Here is a 15,549-nt window from a genome sequence, read left to right as displayed (position 1 = left end):
TGGGCGAGTCGGACGCGCTGGGCGCGGCGTGGCGGCAGCCGGCCGACCGCGTGGAGGAGGCCGACGACGCTGCGAAGGTGGGGATCGTCGTTCCCAAGGGCGGCGGACGCGCCAAGTTGTCGGCGGACACGCTCTGTTTGGGCTCGTCAAGCCTTGATGTCGCTCAGTGGCATGCAGCGGATCGCGACAAGTCAGGCGGGTTGCCGAGCCGTGTCGGGGCTGCGGGTGAACGAGGGGCCAGAGGCCCCCGACACCGACTCCACCGATACAGACTCGACGTCACGGACCCGGCCCGGCATGAGTCTCGATCAGCACAGGTCACGACCGGACATGGGTCATGACCGCCAAGCACGATGGGGGTAGACGTGGTGAAGCGCATCGGCATCATCGGGGTGGGTGAGATCGGCCGGGCCGTCGTGATGGGCCTGGGCGACGGGGGCGACAAGTCGCCAGAGCTGTTCCTCTCCCCCAGGGGGCCCGCACTGCTGCGGAGCTGTCCGAGCGCTACGAGGGGGTACGGGTATGCGCCGGCAATCAGGAGGTGGTGGACCGCTCAGAGGCGGTGATCATCGCCGTACGCCGCCAGGACCGGCAGGAAGCACTGGCCGGCCTGCGGGTGGACGGCGACAAGGTGGTGGTCAACGTGATGGCCGGCGTCGGCAACGACGACCTGCGCCGGACACTCGCCACCGATGCCCCGCTGGTTCGCGCTGTCCCCTTGCCCGCCGTACGCGAACGGCGCTCCGTCACGGTTACGTGGCCGTCGCACCCGGTGGTGAACTCCCTTTTCGCGCACCTGGGCGGGGTACTCCCGGCCTCGGACGAGGCGACCTTCGACGTCTTCTCCGCACTGGCGGGAACACTGACCACCCACTACGCGTACCTCGCCACGCTCACGTCGTGGGCGCCGGCCACGGCATCGCCTCCGACGACGCGGACCGCTACCTGCGCAGCCTCTTCCAGGGAGTCGGTCGCGCCCTGAGCGACGAGACCCGTTCCCTGCGCCGGCTCGCGGCCGACCACGAGACCCCGAACGGGAACAACGAACGCATCCGCACCACATGGTTCGACCCGGCCAATTCCGAAGCCCTCAACAAGGCCCTCGATGACCTCCTCACCGATCTGGAGCAGCCCCGGGTAAAGGGCTCGCGCCGCCCCCGTGAGGTGACCGCGAGCCCACGGGTTCATCCCTCGGAATCAGGTCAACCCGCCCTCGGGTTCAGGCTGAACAGCCTTCATTTTCCGCTAACTTGAGGGATCCACGGTCTCGGGAATCAGGGAACCGTGGTTGGCGCTGAGATAGATCTTGATGCTTGATGCCGGTCCGGCTGCTGGCCTTCTCCGGGCTGCCCCGGGCCGGCGTCGGCTGCCGCGCGATTGTCCGAGAATGCGGTCGGGGCCCCGCCGCGCAGCGGAGAGCCCGTATGAACACGCAGACGGCAGCCTCACGTTCGGACAGATCTGGGCAGTCGGGCCTTGGTGCTCTCTCAGCCCGCGTGAAGGATCCGGAAGCGATCGGGTTCCGCCGGATCTCGGTCAACGACTTGGACCGGCGTCCAGGCCCACTGCCACACGCTGATGCCTGGCGTGCGGGAGAACCGGATCTGCCCGCGGGTGCCTTCGACGGCAACGCGCGGCCAGGATTCGGCAGTGCGCGCCCGGTCCGCCCCGTGAGAACGCAGCACATCGGCGAGGACGGTGACCGTGTCGTAGCCCTCGAAGGCGACGAAGGAGGGCGCTTCGGCCAGCCGCTCGCGGAGGGCCGTCTCGACTCGTGCACCGAGTGGGCTGAGGCGCTCGGGCAGGTAGCGCAAGAACGGGATCGCGGCGCCGTCGTCGCCCAGCAACGTTGCCCATTCGGCGAACTCCGGTTGCCCGGCCGGAGCACCCATCATTATCTCGGCGAGGCGCTGGTCGCGGCGGACAGACTTGACGATCGGCACCGCCGGCTCCGGGTGGCCGACCAGAAGGAGGAGGGCGGTCGCGCGATTGTCGACGAGTTCGTCGCACACGGCCGTGGGGTCGAGCGCGCGCACGTCGAGTTCGATGACGGTGCCGCCGCGTGGAGCGAGGTAATCCCGCAGAATGCGGGCCCCGGATGCCCAGTAGACACTCGGCTCGGCTGCTACGGCGATTCGGCTGTGGCCCGCGCCGAGGAGGAAGTCCGCGTAGATCTGCCAGCCGTGGGACTGCGCCGGGGCGAGGCGCGCGACCCATTCCGTCGGCTGTTCGGTGAGCGCGTCGAGAACCGCTGACGAGCAGAGGAACGGCAGGCCGAGGGCGTCGGCCCTGGCGGCAGCGGCGCGAGCGACGACGCTGTGATACTCCCCCGCCAAGGCAGCCACGCCCAGGCGAGCCAATTCATCTACGGCCGCAGCGGCCCTCTGCGGATCAGCCGCGGTGTCCCGGACCACCAGCTCAAGTGGTCGTCCGGCGATCCCGCCGGCCTCATTGACTTCGCGAACGGCCAGCTCAAGTCCGGCGAGCAAGTGTTGGCCCGCCTCGACCCAGCCAGGCCGAGTCAGCGGAACGAGAGCGCCGATCTGGACGGATGATCCGTCGGTCCGCTCCACTCCAGGCGGCGATGGTGGCGTATTCATGCGTGGGCGTCTCCCGTGGGACGACTCGGTTGCCGTGCGCCCGGATCACAGAGTGGCAGGGCCCGGTAGGACGCGTTCATCTCATGTCGCCGCGGCGGGCGCACCTGGGTGACCATGCCGGACATTGCATCCACCACCATCGCCAACTGGCAACCGATTATTGGTCCGCTGAGCTGCCGGGCTTCAAGAAGCCTTGGCGACCTCACATGGCCGGTGCACCACCTCGTGGATGATCACGACGTCATGGAGGTGCAGGTGCGCGACTACGGGCTCTCGCCTGCTCACATCAGATCCCTTCCGTCGGACCGGAGTCCGGGCGGCGGGCGTCGCAGCGTACCGCCGGCGACCACGAGGGAGGACTTCAGGCGGAGCCGCCCGGCGAGCGCACCGGCGACGATGAAACCCCGTAACCCGTCACCGCCGCCGGCGCCGTCATCGACACCGGGGGCGGGCCGCGTTCGGCTTGGGCACTGCCTCCGCCGCTCCGAGGCGGGCGGCCGCGTCCTGCGTCATCTGCCGCACTACTTCTCCGGCGGGCAGGATCTCCTTGACCAGGCTCACGCCCTCACCGACGATCGTGTTCGCGACGTCGAAGTCCCGCTGTGCGACGGCGGTGTTGAACTCGGCGGCGGCCTCGTCGAGGTGTGCACGGAGTTCCGACTCCCGCCCGTGCCATCGGTCGGTGAAGCGGTTGCGCAGCAGGCGGCCGTTGTACTCGGCGGGCCAGTCGTACTCCCGCACGATGTCGTAGACGCTGGTGCGGACGGTGTCGTCGCCGCTGGCCGCCAGCGCACGGGCGTGGGCGCGAGCGGAGACCATTGCTTCCTGTGTCGCCCAGAAGCGGGTTCCGACCAGGACACCGTCCGCGCCGAGGGCGAGTGCGGCGGCGAGTCCGCGACCGTCCGCCACCCCGCCGGCGCCCAGCAGGAGCGTGTGCGGGGAGCGGTCGGCGATCAGGTCCGCGATGTCGGGTATGAGGGTGAACGTCGAGCGCGTCCCGACTCCGTGCCCGCCGGCCTCGCCGCCCTGGGCGACGACGGCGTCCGCTCCGGCGTCGAGTGCCTGGCGGGCCTGGTCGAGCGTGTGGACCTGACACAGCAGTGGTACGGCGGCAGCGCGGACCTTGTCGGCGAACGGCGTCGGGTCGCCGAAGGACAGCATCACCGCGGCGGGCCGGTGCTCCAGGGCGATGTCGAGCAGCTCGGGGCGGCGGGCCAGGCTCCAGGTGATGAAGCCGCACCCCACCCGGGTGCCGGCCGCGGCGGCGAACTCCCGCTCCAGCCACTCTCCGTCGCCGTAGCCTCCGCCGATCATGCCGAGGCCGCCGGCGGTGGTCACCGCGGTGGCGAGCTGGGCCCCGGAGACGAGGTCCATGGGGGCGAGCACGACGGGGTGCTCGATTCCCAAGGCATGGGTGAGGCGCGTTGTCAGCAAGGCAAAGTCCCCTTCGTCCGGACATCTGCCCGCCGGTGGCACGGCGGGCGGTGCAGCGTTAGCGGAACAGTAGGTTCATCGAGACTCCAGATCCAATGACTGGTTGTGATATGAGCCATCGTCGGCAGAGAACTCTCCGCCGGCCAAGGGGCGTCGGGCCGGTGAACCAGCCGGCTGCCGTGGAGGACCGCCGGCCATCCGCAGGACAGGCGGTACCTGCTCCACTGCCTGCGCGTGTGTGAGGAAGCGGGCCAGGGCGGGCGACGGCGGTACGTCGACGCGCTGGACGAAGACGCTCTCCGCACGTCCCTCATCCTCCGGCAGTTCGTGCACCCGTACCTGTTCGCGGCAGGCGTGCCGCTCGACCACAGCGGCGGGCAGCAGGCTGAAGCCCAGACCGGCCCCGACACAGCCGAGGATGCCCTCCAGCGTTCCGAATTCCATGCAGCGAACGCCGACGGCGCCTCGCGCGCGCAGGATGTTCTCCAGGCGCCTGCGGTAGGAACAGCCGGTGCGGAAGACGAGGATCCTGGGCTCGTGCAGCACGGTGTCCGGATCGGAAACCCGGCGGGCCGTGACGAGGACGAGGCGCTCCTCGAACAGCGGAGTTGCCACCACGTCGGGCTGCCGCACCGGGCCGCTGACCAGCGCCCCGTCGAGCCGGTACTCCAGGACGTCCCGGACCAGTTGCTCGGTCGGCCCTGTGACCAGTGAGAAGTCGACGCGGGGACAGTCCTCCGCGAAGGCCGCCAGCACCGCGGGAAGCCGCAGGCCCGCCGTGGTCTCCATGCATCCGATCCGCAGTGGTCCGCACGGATCGGTCTCGTCGCCGATGACATGCTGCGCCTCGTCGACGAGCCGGCTGATGCGCTCGGCGTACGGCAGCAGCCGCTCGCCGGTATGTGTCAGGGCCACGCCCCGTGCGTGCCGGCGGAACAGCGGTGCGCCGAGCTGCTTTTCCAGGGCACGGATCCGGGCGCTGACGTTCGACTGCACGGTGTGCAGTTCCTGAGCGGCTTTGGTGATGCCTCGCGTGCGTGCAACGGCCAGGAAGATTCGCAGGTCGGACAGTTCCACGTCGACCTCCACACGGGTCCGGGGTGGCCCGGAGCCTACCTCCGGGCCACGGTGCGAAACCTGCGAGGCCGGTGGTCAGCGGCCGGGTACGGGGAGGAGACCCGCGCCGTCGCCGTGGCACTCGCCGGCCCGGTTCTCATCCAGAAACTCGGCCGCGCCACCTTGCAACTCGGCCTCGGCATCGCCGTCATCGGCCTGCTCGCACTGTGGTGGACCATCATTCACTGGGGCGACGGCCTCACCTCCTGGACACTGGCCCCCACACTGCTGCTGACCGGGTTCAGCACCGGCTTGGTGTGGTGCCGACCGGCCCGAGGGCCTGGCCGAGGTGGCGCCGCGTGAGAGCTTCGGCCTCGCCGAGGAGTTTGCCGTCGACGGTGGCGATCTGAAGGGAGCCGGTGCGGGCGAGGGCTCCGAGTCGGGTGACCGCTCCCACGGCGACGTGCCCATCGGCGCGGGTGGTGAGCAGATGGTCGAACTCGGCCAGGACCAGCGGCGAGACGACGAGGATCCGACGTGGGTCAACGCCAACGGGGCAGCGGCTGCTATCGAGTGAAGCCTTCGCCGAGGTATTCGTCGGTGCGGGCGGACAGGTCGGCGGGGCCGTCGAACAGGCCCCTGCCCGCCGCGGGCAGGGTTCGCCGACCGGGGCAGCAGGCCCTACTCCTTCCCCCACAGGTGCGAGGCATCGAGCGATTAGGCCCCTGTGTCCGCATTGGCACCACCCACCACCCCGTCGCCATAAAGGCGACAAACCACCGGCCCCATCTCATCGGCCGTCTACTGTACGGACATCCCGCGCTGCCATCGCAGCCACCTGAGGAGGAATTCTGTGTCATCGCCCTGCGACCCCCAGCACGCTCCCGCCGGCGACGTGGGTGCAGCGCTCATGATGATCGACTCTCGGCTCAAAGGCATCCACGACGGCAAGACCGGGACCGATCCCGAACAGCAGGCGATGATCGACCAGTTCACCGCGTCGCTGGACTCCAAGGGAGCCAATGACGTGCTGGACGGCGCGTGCACGCTCATCTTCATGTTCATGACCTGGCTGCGGAAGGCCCACGAGGCCCAAGACAAGGACGTCATCGAGTACGTGGTGCCCAGCCTCGTGGCCACGATGCGCATGATGCCCAAGAGCGTCCGCCCCGAGACCATCCCCACCATGGCCGGCCTGGTCGTCGCCGCGGGCACCGGCCTGAGCCCCAACCTGTGGCGCAAACAGTACGGAGACTGGACCAAGGAGGAGATGACCCCCCTGGAAGTCACCGCCTTCCTGCTCGCCGAGCACATCAACCGCATCACCGACGACCCCGACTTCGCCACCCGCACGATCTCCGAAGCCCTGTCCAGTTCGGACGAAGACTGACGTGCCGCTTCCTTCGCGAGAACCCTTTCGGACGGCACCATGTCCCACTGACGGTCCGAGCCACCACTCCAATGCGGGCCAGGCCCACAGGAGTTGACGTTCATGTCGCCCGCGGGCCCGGTCGCCGGTTTCCTCACATGGGCGACCGCTTTCCTGGAGTACGTCTGAAACAGGCAACAGCGTGGCCCGAGCCGCGCCCGGCTGTCTCAGCAGTGCGCGCTATAGCGGATGCACCGGGGCGACGGGGCGTGGCTGCTGCCCCACTGGTGCTGGACGGCCACCAGCACCCCGCCGGACAGGAGGGTCACCAGCAGGTGTGCGATCACCATCCAGCGGGCACGGAAGATTTCCGCGAGAGACGCCACGATGAGCACAGCAATCAGCAGCACCTGCATCCGCCCGATGTGCGCGAGGCCGGCCGCGTCGATCCGGTCTGTGTCGCCTTGCGCTGCCCCTGTCTCCAGACCGAGGCCGAACATCCAGTCCAGCCCGAGCCACGCGGTCTTCAGTAGGAACAGCGGGATCGCGAGGGCGAGGTCCACGCCCCAGCGTGTTCGGCGCGACCAGGGGCGCCGGCGCTCCGGCGCCGAAGGGGGCGTCATGGCCGCAGGGTGCCGAGCCTGGCAGTGGTGCGCGTGAGTACGCGTACTCAACTCTGGGCCGGCTGAACGGCAGGGGCGGGCGGCTTCGTTTCGGCCGAAACGAAATCGCACATCAGGCGGCCCCGGCGCCCGCAGACAGGAGACGACGGCACCGCCCACTCGGCGCCCCTGTTGCTGCCGGCCTCCAGCTCGTTCCCACACAGCCGCACCCGACAGCGACACCGTCACGTCGAGGCGTTCCTCCGTCATGGTCGAGCGGGGCGCCGAGCCGGGCGGCGGTGGCGGCATGCTGCCTCCGGCTCAATAGCAGGCCGCCGCGCAGTAGTCGCTCAGCATGTGCTCGTAGGTATCCGAATGCCTTGGTGAAGGTGGAATGGAGTCCCGATGGCCGGAGTGCGCGTGGTGATTGTCGGTGGTGGTATCGGCGGTCTGGCTGCGGCGGTGGCACTGCGGGCCAAGGGCATTGAGGCGGAGGTGTACGAACAGGCTCACCGGCTCGGCGAGGTCGGGGCAGGTTTTATGCTCGCGCCCAACAGTCTGCGGGTGCTTGAGCGGCTCGGTCTCTACGACAAGGTCACCGAGAGCGGGGCGTCCTTCACCGGATTCGCGGTCTGCGATGCGGACGGCACCGAGGTGTCCTCGTTGTCGCTCGGCGGAGGCGACGGATACACATTGTTCGGCATGCACCGCGCGGACATGGTGAACCTGCTGGTCTCCTGTCTTCCGGGCGACGCGTTGCACCTCAATCACCGGTGTGTGGCGTTCACGCAGGAAAACGACCGTGCCGTGGTGACGTTCGAGAGCGGGGAGAAAGCCGAGGGCGATGTCGTGGTCGGCGCCGACGGCATCCATTCGGTGCTGCAGCAGTATGTCGTGGAGCCCCGCGGCCCGGTGTTCTCCGGCCTTGCGGCATACCGTGGTGTGTTACTCGCGGAGCGGGTGCCCGACTGGCCCGAGGGCGCTGTGCGGTTCTGGAACGATGGCACCAAGACCCTGCTCGTCTACCCCGTGCGCGGGGGTGAGCTGCTGAATTTCGTGGCATTTACGGTGGCCGATGAGCAGATGCGTGAGTCCTGGTCGGCGCCGGGTGACCCACGGAAGCTGGCCGCCGCTTTCGGCGACGGCTGGGATTCGCTGGCCCGCAAGGTCATCTCGCAGGTCGACGCGACCTTCCGGTGGGGCGTCTACGACCGGGAATCACTGCGGCAATGGTCGCAAGGGCGGCTGGCGCTGCTCGGCGACGCGGCCCATTCGATGCTGCCGTATATGGGGCAGGGAGCCAACCAGGCCATTGAGGACGGGATGGGGCTGGCCACGCTGCTGGAGGGGGTGAGTACCGCCGACGTGCCTCATGTCCTGGTCCGCTACCAGACGCTGCGGCGCGATCGTGCGGCCCGGTTCCAGCAGGGCTCCCGGTTCAACGTGGAACTCATGGCTGCGGGCAAAGCGCCGATCCTCGGCATGCCTTGGATGTACGACTACGACGTCGAGGCTGAGGCCCGCACCCTTCGGTGAGGCCGGAGCAGCGGCCGGATGACCGCCATCGCCGACCTTCCCTGTGCCGGGCCCGACACCACGCTCTCCGAGGCCAACGCCCGGCTGTGGGACGAACGGCTCGACTGCCTCCCGATGCTCGACGCCGAGGGCCACCTGCAGCATCTGGTTTTCCGATCCGACTACACCGACAACAAGCGCTTCCCGAACCAGGTTGTGGATGCCGCCAAGCGCCTGCGTGTGGGCGCGGGCGTCAACACCCCTGACTACCAAGAGCGTGTCCCGGCCCTGCTGGAGGCAGGCGCGGACGTGCTGTGCTTCGACTCCTCCGACGGGTACAGCGACTGGCAGGCACAGGCACTGACCTGGCTGAAGAAGCACTATCCGGAGATCCCGGTCGGTGGCGGCAACGTGGTCGACGGCGAGGCGTTCACCTTCCTCGCCGAGGCGGGGGCGGACTTCGTCAGGCGGCGGCTCCATCTGCATCACCCGCGACCAGAAGGGCATCGGCCGCGGCCAGGCCAGCGCAGTGCTCGACGTCGCTGCGGCTCGGGACGCCTTCCGTGAGCGCACCGGCGAGTACGTGCCGATCTGTTCTGACGGCGGGCTCGTGCACGACTACCACGTGGCCCTGGCTCTGGCGATGGGAGCCGACTTCGTCATGATGGGGCGATATTTCGCGCGCTTCGACCAGGCAGCCGGCGCGAGGTTGCCCACCCGCGACGGCTTCGTCAAGGAGTACTGGGGCGAAGGATCGAACCGTGCCCGCAACTGGCAACGCTACGGCCAGGGAGGTCAGGGACTGGTCTTCGAGGAAGGCGTCGACGGCTACGTCCCCTACGCCGGTGACCTCAACGAAGGGCTCGCCCTGACCATCACCAAGCTCAAGACCACGATGGTCTCCTGCGGCTCCACCACCCTGCCGGAGTTCCAGTCCACCGCCCGGCTCACTCCGGTCTCGGAGCAGAGCTTCCAGGAGAGGAGTAATTGTCAAGAGTTGTGGAACGCCGGGGAGCATCTATCCGCGTTGCTCCCACGCGGTCCGGGTGAGCTCGTACTCGACGTCGCCGTGCTCCGAGCCCGGGATCGGTTCCGGCCAGTCCCCGGCGAAGCTCCGTAGGAAGGACAGGCCGGACTTCTCCATCACTCGGCGGGAGCCAGTGTTAACCGCCATGGTCTGCGCGATGACCCGCTTCACCCCGAGCTCCGTGAACCCCTTGTTGATCAGGGCCCGTGATCCCTCGGTGGCGTAGCCGCGGCCCCAGGCGTACTTGCGGAGCCGGTAGCCGAGTTCGACCTCGTCGCGGCTGTGCTCGTCCCGCGGCCGGAACTCGAACCAGCCCAGGAACGCCCCGGTGGCCTTATCCTGTGTGGCCCAGTAGCCGCAGGTCCCGGTGCCCGGGTAGTCGCGCAGGAGCCGCGGCAGGGTGTACTCCCGGATCGTCTCGGGGCTGGCCGGCTTCCCGCCGTTGATGAAGCGCATGACCTCGGGGTCGTCGTTGAGGGCGAACAGGTCGTCGGCGTCGGCCTCGGTGAATGCGCGCAGCACGAGCCGGCCGGTCTCCAGGAAGATATGCATGCCGCGATCTTCACCACCGTCGGCCGGGGGCGCTACCGGTTTCAGGAGGGGCTGGTGACGGAGTGCCGGTTCACGCAGCGCAGGCTTCTGGGCGTTCGATCAGTTGTCCGCGTTCGAAGCGGGCTCCGGCTCGGACGAGGGCGACGAGATGGGGTGCGTTCACCGCCCGCCAGCGGGCCTGGGCGGACTCGATGAGCTTGAACACCATGGCCAGGGCGGCTGCTCGGGAGCCGGCGCCCTTGGTGACCTTGGTGCGCAGCCGGGCGGTGGCGAAGGTCGACTCGATCGGATTCGTGGTCCGCAGGTGGATCCAGTGCTCGGCGGGAAAGTCGTAGAACGCCAGCAGCTCGGCCTCATCTTCGGTGATCTTCTTGACCGCCTTGGGGAACTTCGCGCCGTACTGCCGGGCGAAGGTCTTGACCGCATCGGCGGCGTGGTCGCGGTCCTCGGCGTCGTAGATGTCGGCGGTCGCCCGCTTGGCCGCAGGCTGCGCGGGCTTTGGAAGGCTGTCGAGGACGTTGGCGGTTTTGTGAACCCGGCACCTTTGATGACGGGTGTCGGGGAAGACCTCGCTGGTCGCGTTCCAGAAGCCCAGGGCGCCGTCCCCGACGGCAAGGACCGGGGCGCGCAGCGGGGGCGGGCGCAGTCGCGCAGCAGCCCGGCCCAGGCTTCGGCCGACTCGCGGTAGCCGTCGGTCATCGCGATGAGCTCCTTGGTGCCGTCGGTGCGCACGCCCATCAGCACCAGCACCGAAGCCTTCGCCTCGTCCAAGCGGACGCGCAGGTGGATACCGTCCGCCCAGACGTACACGTAGACGGTGCCGGACAGGTCCCGGTCGCAGAATGCCTGGTGGTCGGCCTGCCACTGCTGGGTGAGGCGAGTGATGGTGGCCGGCGAGAGCCCGGCCGAGGAGCCGAGGAACTGCTCCAGCGCAGGCACGAAGTCTCCCGAGGACAGCCCGTGCAGGTAGAGCAACGGCAACACCTCGGAGATCTTCGGGGACTTGCGGCACCAGGGCGGCAAGATTGCCGAGGAGAACCGCTTGCGCTCCCCGGTGTCCGGATCGATCCGCTTGTCGTTGACCCGCGGGGCCTTGACCTCGACCGCCCCGGAGGCGGTGGTGACCTTGCGCGGCTGGCGGTAGCCGTTGCGCACCACGAGTCGGCGACCGGCCTCGTCGCGCTGATCGGCCAGCTCGGCTACGTAGGCGTTGACCTCCGCCTCCAGCGCAGCGGCCAGCATCCGGCGGGCCCCCTCCCGGACGATCTCGTCGATCAGCGAACCGCCGCGTGTGGTGCCGTCCTCGTTGACTACGGTGAGCACAGGGCGTCCCTTCCCGACCGACGCGGCAACGACGGTCTGCTCGGTGACCTATCGATCAATCACCCGGGAAGGTACGCCCTTGCGCGCCTCCCCCGGCTGATCCACAGGTCTTGGGCATTGCTCCCAGGAGAGCCACGCCAACGTCACCCTGCGGGACGCCCCACCGACACTCGCCTGAGAAGCTGCCGGCTGTGTCAGTTTCTGAGGACTCTGGTTCACTTCGCGTGGTTCGCGTACGCAGGGTGACTGCTTCTTTGGTGTCGGCTGAGTTCAACGCAGTACCGGAACCGCATGCCAGAACGGCCCCAGCGCGTGGCTGGCGCGCGGGACACCAGCCGAAAACAGCGGTGGCCGGTCAACAGGCCGGCCAGATACCCACCCTGTGGCGGGGAACGTCGAGCGTGGCAGCACGAGTCGTGCCGACGGTGCGCGGAGCTCGGTGCCGAAGCACAGGAACGGGGTGGACTTCTCCCACTCGTCCGGCGAGGCGAAGTCAGGTAGGGGGCGAGTCGCGGTCGCCTTCTTCTTGGGGACCGGGTCGGCCGAGCCGGTGGTCGAGTGCGGCACCGACATCGGGGCAGTTCGTGCGGATGACGTCGAGGAAGGCGTTCAGTGCCGGGGAACGGTCCCGGGCACGGAAGGACAGGAACAGATCGGGCAGAGGCGTGCGCGGGGTCACCTCGCAGAACCACGTGCCCCGTCGTGGGGCCGTCAGCATGCGGGAGGGGCCCAGACCCACGCCTACACCACATGCGGCGAGGCCGATGATGGTGTGGATGTCCCTCGCGACGGTCGCGCCGGAGAGCGCCGGGGAGCCCTTGCCCAGGAGGGTCCGCAGCCCGGTGACGACGGCAGGCTCGTCCTCCCCTGGCGCTACGATCAGCGGCTGTCGCCGCAGCTGGTCCACGTCCACCGACGGCTGACCCGCGTATGGGTGCGTGCTGCTCACGACCGCGACCAGGTGGTCGTGTCCGATCGGGACCGATACCAACTGCTCGGCCCCGATGCCCCGTGGCCGGCCGAGGCCGATCGCCACGTCCAGTTCGCCGGCGACGAGTGCGGCCGTGCTGCGGTTGGTCGCCATCTCGTGCAGTTCCAGCCGCACGTCGGGCCGTTCGCGGCCGAACCGGCCGAGGACGTCCGGCAGGGGTTCGAGCAGCGCCGAGGCGATGAACCCCAGGCGCAGCCGTCCCGTCTCGCCGCGTGCCGCCCTGGCCGCGTCGACCGAGGCCGCCGCGATCTCGTCGAGCGCCCTGCGCGCCCGGGAGAGGAAGGCCGCGCCCGCAGCCGTCGGAAACACCCCCCGGCGGGTGCGGTCGAACAAGCGGGCGCCCACTTCCCGTTCGAGGTCGGCGATCTGCTTGGACAGCGGAGGCTGCGCGATGCCCAGCGCACCGGCCGCCCGGCCGAAGTGTTCGTGTTCGGCGAGGGCCAATGCGTACCTCAGGTGCCGCGCCTCCATGTCAGCCTCTCAGTCATATCTCGCATATATCGAAGACCAGCTTGTCAGATCTTTCGCTGGATGATCGGGGCCGGGTCGCGTGGGATGCGGTCATGACTGATTCTTCCTCCCCAGGCACCGTCTTCGTCTTCGTGCACGGGGCCTGGCACGGCTCAGGGCAGTGGGCGGCTACGCAGCGCGCACTCGCCGCACTCGGTGCCGCGAGCATGGCCGTCGACCTGCCGGGGCACGGCTTCGATGCACCGCTGCCCAGCGGATACCTCCAGCCGGGCCAGCCGGGCCTGCTGACCGAGAAGTCCGCGCTCGCCACCGTGACGATGGACGACAGCGCCGAGGCCGTGCTGGACACGCTGCGCCAGGCCCGCCACCACCGTCGTGTCGTGCTCGTCGCGCACAGTGCGGGCGGCGGGCCCGCGTCACTGGCCGCCGAGCGGGCACCCGAACTCGTCGACGAGATCGTCTACCTCTCCGCCTTCGTGCCCGCCGGACGGCCCCGGTTCTTCGACTACCTCGGCTCGCCCGAGAACGCCACGGCACGGGGCCAGAGCCTCAACCTCGGCGACCCCGGGGAACTGGGCGCCGTGCGGATCAACCCGCTCTCGCAGGACCCCGCCTACGTGGAGGAACTGCGGCAGACCCACTACCACGACACCCCCCTGGACCGCTTCGACCGCTGGCGCTCGGCACTGAGCCCCGATCTGCCGCTGGCGATCCCCACCACCCCGGTCATCGTGACTCCGCAACGGTGGGGGCGCGTCCCGCGGACTTTCCTGCGCTGCGCGGACGACCGGGCGCTGCCGACGGCCGTGCAGGATCTGATGATCGCGGAAGCCGACCGGGCCGTGCCCGGCAACCCGTTCACCGTGCGCACCCTGCCGGGCAGCCACAGTCCGTTCGCCGCCCGGCCCCGTGAGCTCGCCGTGGCTCTGCTGCCGTGAGCAGCGGACGCCTCGTGCTGCCGGTGGTGCTCAGCGCCACTTTCGTGCAGCTGCTCAACGTCACTGTCGCCCAGGTGGCTGCTCCGGCGATCCAGGCCGGTCTGGGCGCCGGTCCGGGCGCCGTGCAACTGGTCCTCGCCGGATACACCCTGACGTACGCGTGCCTGCTCATCCCCGCCGCGCGGCTGGGCGACCGGTACGGCTACCGCCGGCTGTTCGTGGCGGGCACCGTGGTCTTCACCGCGGGCTCGGTGGCCGGAGCGTGTGCCCCCGACGCCGCGTCGCTGATCACGGCCCGGCTGGTGCAGGGCGCGGGCAGCGGCCTGGTCGCCCCCCAGGTCCTGTCGCTCATCCAGGCCGCCACCCCCGCGGCACGCCGGCCGCGAGCACTCGGCCTGTACGGCGCCACCATGGCCGTCGCATCACTGGCCGGGCCGCTGATCGGCGGCCTCGTCCTCAGTGCCGACCTCTTCGGCCTCGGCTGGCGGCCGGTGATGCTCCTCACCGTGCCGGTGGCGCTCGCCTCGCTGGCAGGAGCGACCACGCTGCCCCGCACCCGCGGGGCGGACGGACTCAGCGTCGACAAGCTGGGTGCGCTGCTGGTCACCATCGGAGCCGGCGCGCTGGTCCTGCCCCTGGCGCTGGGGCGGGAAGCAGGCTGGCCCTGGTGGACATGGGCGGGTTTCGCCGTGGCTGTGGCCGCCCTCGGCCACTTCGTCCGGAGCCTCCCGCACCGGCCTGACCCGCTGATCCATCCCGCGGTGCTGCGTGACCGGTCGGCACGCAGGGGCACACTGCTGGTGTTCGCGTTCAACACAGGGGTGCCCTCCTTCACCTACCTGCTCTTCCTCCACCTTCAGTCCGCCGTCGGGTACTCGGCGTTGTCAGCCGCACTGACCTCGGCACCGTTCGCCGCCGCCGCCGTTCTGGGCAGCAGAGCCGCGCCCGCTCTCACCCGCCGTCACGGGCCGACGGTGCTCACCGTCGCGTCGCTGGTGCTGGCCGGGATGTGCCTGGCACTGGCTCCGCTCGTCGCCTCGCCGTCGGGACGCCGGGCGGCACTCCCCGTGCTGGCCGTCGGCGGAGCCGCGTTCGGCGCTTTCACCGCGTCGGTGTTCACCCTGGTCCTCGCCGAGGTGCACGGCCCCGCCGCCGGTTCGGTCTCCGGACTGCTGCCCACAGCACAGCAGCTCGGCGGATCCATCGGAGTGACCGCGGCCGGACTCGCCTACTACGCCCCCGCCACCGATGCGGACACCGCGTTCCGGCACGCCATGCTCTACCAGGTCGCCGCCTTCACGATTACCGCGCTGATCAGCCTCCGGCTCCGCGACCGGCCTGGCGTCGAGCCCGTGCACGGCCACAGCAGTCACAGCGGGAGGGCACGTAGGTGAGACGCGCGGCTGAGCTTCCGGCAACGGCGTCTCTCTTCCTGCCCCAGTTGAGGGGACAAGCGGCGAGTGACATCAAAAGCCATCGCGATTGCTCATGCCGAGATGGGCACATTGACTCCCCAAGACATCGCGAAACGACATCCCCTGAGAGGCTCTGGTCCACTTCGTGTGGTGCGGTGACGTTCGGTCACGCTAGTAGGACGCGTTTGCGGAGAAGTTCGAATTCTGCGCGGCCGAATATCTGGCGCTTGAGCATCTTGATCCTGTGACATGGCCC

At 69.4% G+C, this 15,549-nt stretch carries 14 protein-coding genes and 2 pseudogenes; 9 read left to right on the top strand and 7 right to left on the bottom strand.

Going from position 1 to position 15,549, the window contains the following annotated elements; translation table 11 throughout:
• Nucleotides 1-493 precede the first annotated feature (493 nt).
• Nucleotides 494-982 carry an NAD(P)-binding domain-containing protein gene (locus tag LIU39_RS29675; protein ID WP_227050043.1) on the top strand — a complete coding sequence of 163 codons (489 nt, stop codon included), beginning with the start codon at nt 494-496 and terminating at the stop codon, nt 980-982.
• The gene (locus LIU39_RS29670; protein ID WP_227050024.1) at nt 901-1,254 is read left to right on the top strand and encodes a hypothetical protein; all 354 of its coding nucleotides are present in this window, start codon (nt 901-903) and stop codon (nt 1,252-1,254) included. Before LIU39_RS29675 ends, LIU39_RS29670 begins: the two co-directional genes overlap by 82 nt.
• 233 nt (nt 1,255-1,487) lie before the next feature.
• Here the strand turns inward: LIU39_RS29670 and LIU39_RS29665 are convergent, their stop codons facing one another.
• From LIU39_RS29665 to LIU39_RS29655, 3 genes are all read right to left on the bottom strand, one after another.
• Nucleotides 1,488-2,600 (bottom strand): ABC transporter substrate-binding protein, encoded by a 1,113-nt coding sequence (locus LIU39_RS29665; RefSeq protein ID WP_227050023.1) that lies wholly within the window; start codon nt 2,598-2,600, stop codon nt 1,488-1,490.
• A 432-nt stretch (nt 2,601-3,032) separates the two neighbouring features.
• Nucleotides 3,033-4,034 carry an NAD(P)H-dependent flavin oxidoreductase gene (locus LIU39_RS29660; RefSeq protein ID WP_227050022.1) on the bottom strand — a complete coding sequence of 334 codons (1,002 nt, stop codon included), beginning with the start codon at nt 4,032-4,034 and terminating at the stop codon, nt 3,033-3,035.
• A 75-nt stretch (nt 4,035-4,109) separates the two neighbouring features.
• Entirely contained in the window at nt 4,110-5,111 is a 1,002-nt protein-coding gene (locus LIU39_RS29655) for a LysR family transcriptional regulator (protein WP_227050021.1), read from the bottom strand.
• 51 nt (nt 5,112-5,162) lie between these two features.
• Between LIU39_RS29655 and LIU39_RS29650 the strand changes: the two genes are divergently transcribed.
• The 3 genes from LIU39_RS29650 (at nt 5,163) to LIU39_RS29640 (ending at nt 6,480) form a co-directional block, all read left to right on the top strand.
• Entirely contained in the window at nt 5,163-5,453 is a 291-nt protein-coding gene (locus tag LIU39_RS29650; protein ID WP_227050020.1) for a hypothetical protein, read from the top strand.
• Nucleotides 5,440-5,667 carry a hypothetical protein gene (locus LIU39_RS29645; RefSeq protein ID WP_227050019.1) on the top strand — a complete coding sequence of 76 codons (228 nt, stop codon included), beginning with the start codon at nt 5,440-5,442 and terminating at the stop codon, nt 5,665-5,667. Before LIU39_RS29650 ends, LIU39_RS29645 begins: the two co-directional genes overlap by 14 nt.
• Before the next feature lie 276 nt (nt 5,668-5,943).
• Nucleotides 5,944-6,480, top strand: coding sequence for a hypothetical protein (locus tag LIU39_RS29640; protein ID WP_227050018.1), 537 nt, complete (start codon nt 5,944-5,946; stop codon nt 6,478-6,480).
• Nucleotides 6,481-6,686: 206 nt separating this feature from the next.
• On the opposite strand, the gene LIU39_RS29635 is transcribed toward LIU39_RS29640, so the two are convergent.
• On the bottom strand, nt 6,687-7,082 hold the full coding sequence (locus tag LIU39_RS29635) for a DUF6234 family protein (protein WP_227050017.1): 396 nt from the start codon (nt 7,080-7,082) through the stop codon (nt 6,687-6,689).
• A gap of 384 nt (nt 7,083-7,466) precedes the next feature.
• Between LIU39_RS29635 and LIU39_RS29630 the strand changes: the two genes are divergently transcribed.
• Nucleotides 7,467-8,597, top strand: a complete 1,131-nt coding sequence (locus LIU39_RS29630; protein ID WP_227050016.1) for an FAD-dependent monooxygenase — start codon at nt 7,467-7,469, stop codon at nt 8,595-8,597.
• Nucleotides 8,598-8,615: 18 nt separating this feature from the next.
• Nucleotides 8,616-9,696: pseudogene (locus LIU39_RS29625) on the top strand (IMP dehydrogenase).
• On the opposite strand, the gene LIU39_RS29620 reads toward LIU39_RS29625, so the two are convergent.
• From LIU39_RS29620 to LIU39_RS29610, 3 genes and pseudogenes are all read right to left on the bottom strand, one after another.
• Entirely contained in the window at nt 9,595-10,155 is a 561-nt protein-coding gene (locus LIU39_RS29620; RefSeq protein WP_227050015.1) for a GNAT family N-acetyltransferase, read from the bottom strand. The pseudogene LIU39_RS29625 and the gene LIU39_RS29620 overlap by 102 nt on opposite strands.
• Before the next feature lie 70 nt (nt 10,156-10,225).
• Nucleotides 10,226-11,478 (bottom strand): annotated as a pseudogene (locus LIU39_RS29615) (IS256 family transposase).
• Between the two features lie 493 nt (nt 11,479-11,971).
• Nucleotides 11,972-12,940, bottom strand: a complete 969-nt coding sequence (locus LIU39_RS29610; RefSeq protein WP_227050014.1) for a LysR family transcriptional regulator — start codon at nt 12,938-12,940, stop codon at nt 11,972-11,974.
• 92 nt (nt 12,941-13,032) lie between these two features.
• On the opposite strand from LIU39_RS29610, the gene LIU39_RS29605 reads away from it, so the two are divergent.
• Both LIU39_RS29605 and LIU39_RS29600 read left to right on the top strand, forming a co-directional pair.
• Nucleotides 13,033-13,878 carry an alpha/beta fold hydrolase gene (locus LIU39_RS29605; protein ID WP_227050013.1) on the top strand — a complete coding sequence of 282 codons (846 nt, stop codon included), beginning with the start codon at nt 13,033-13,035 and terminating at the stop codon, nt 13,876-13,878.
• Nucleotides 13,875-15,272 (top strand): MFS transporter, encoded by a 1,398-nt coding sequence (locus LIU39_RS29600; RefSeq protein WP_227050012.1) that lies wholly within the window; start codon nt 13,875-13,877, stop codon nt 15,270-15,272. The genes LIU39_RS29605 and LIU39_RS29600 overlap by 4 nt, the downstream gene beginning before the upstream one ends.
• Nucleotides 15,273-15,549 lie beyond the last annotated feature (277 nt).

The sequence above is a fragment of the Streptomyces pinistramenti genome (genome assembly GCF_020564935.1).
Classification (GTDB): domain Bacteria; phylum Actinomycetota; class Actinomycetes; order Streptomycetales; family Streptomycetaceae; genus Streptomyces; species Streptomyces pinistramenti.
This window is presented reverse-complemented; position numbering and strand designations above follow the sequence as displayed.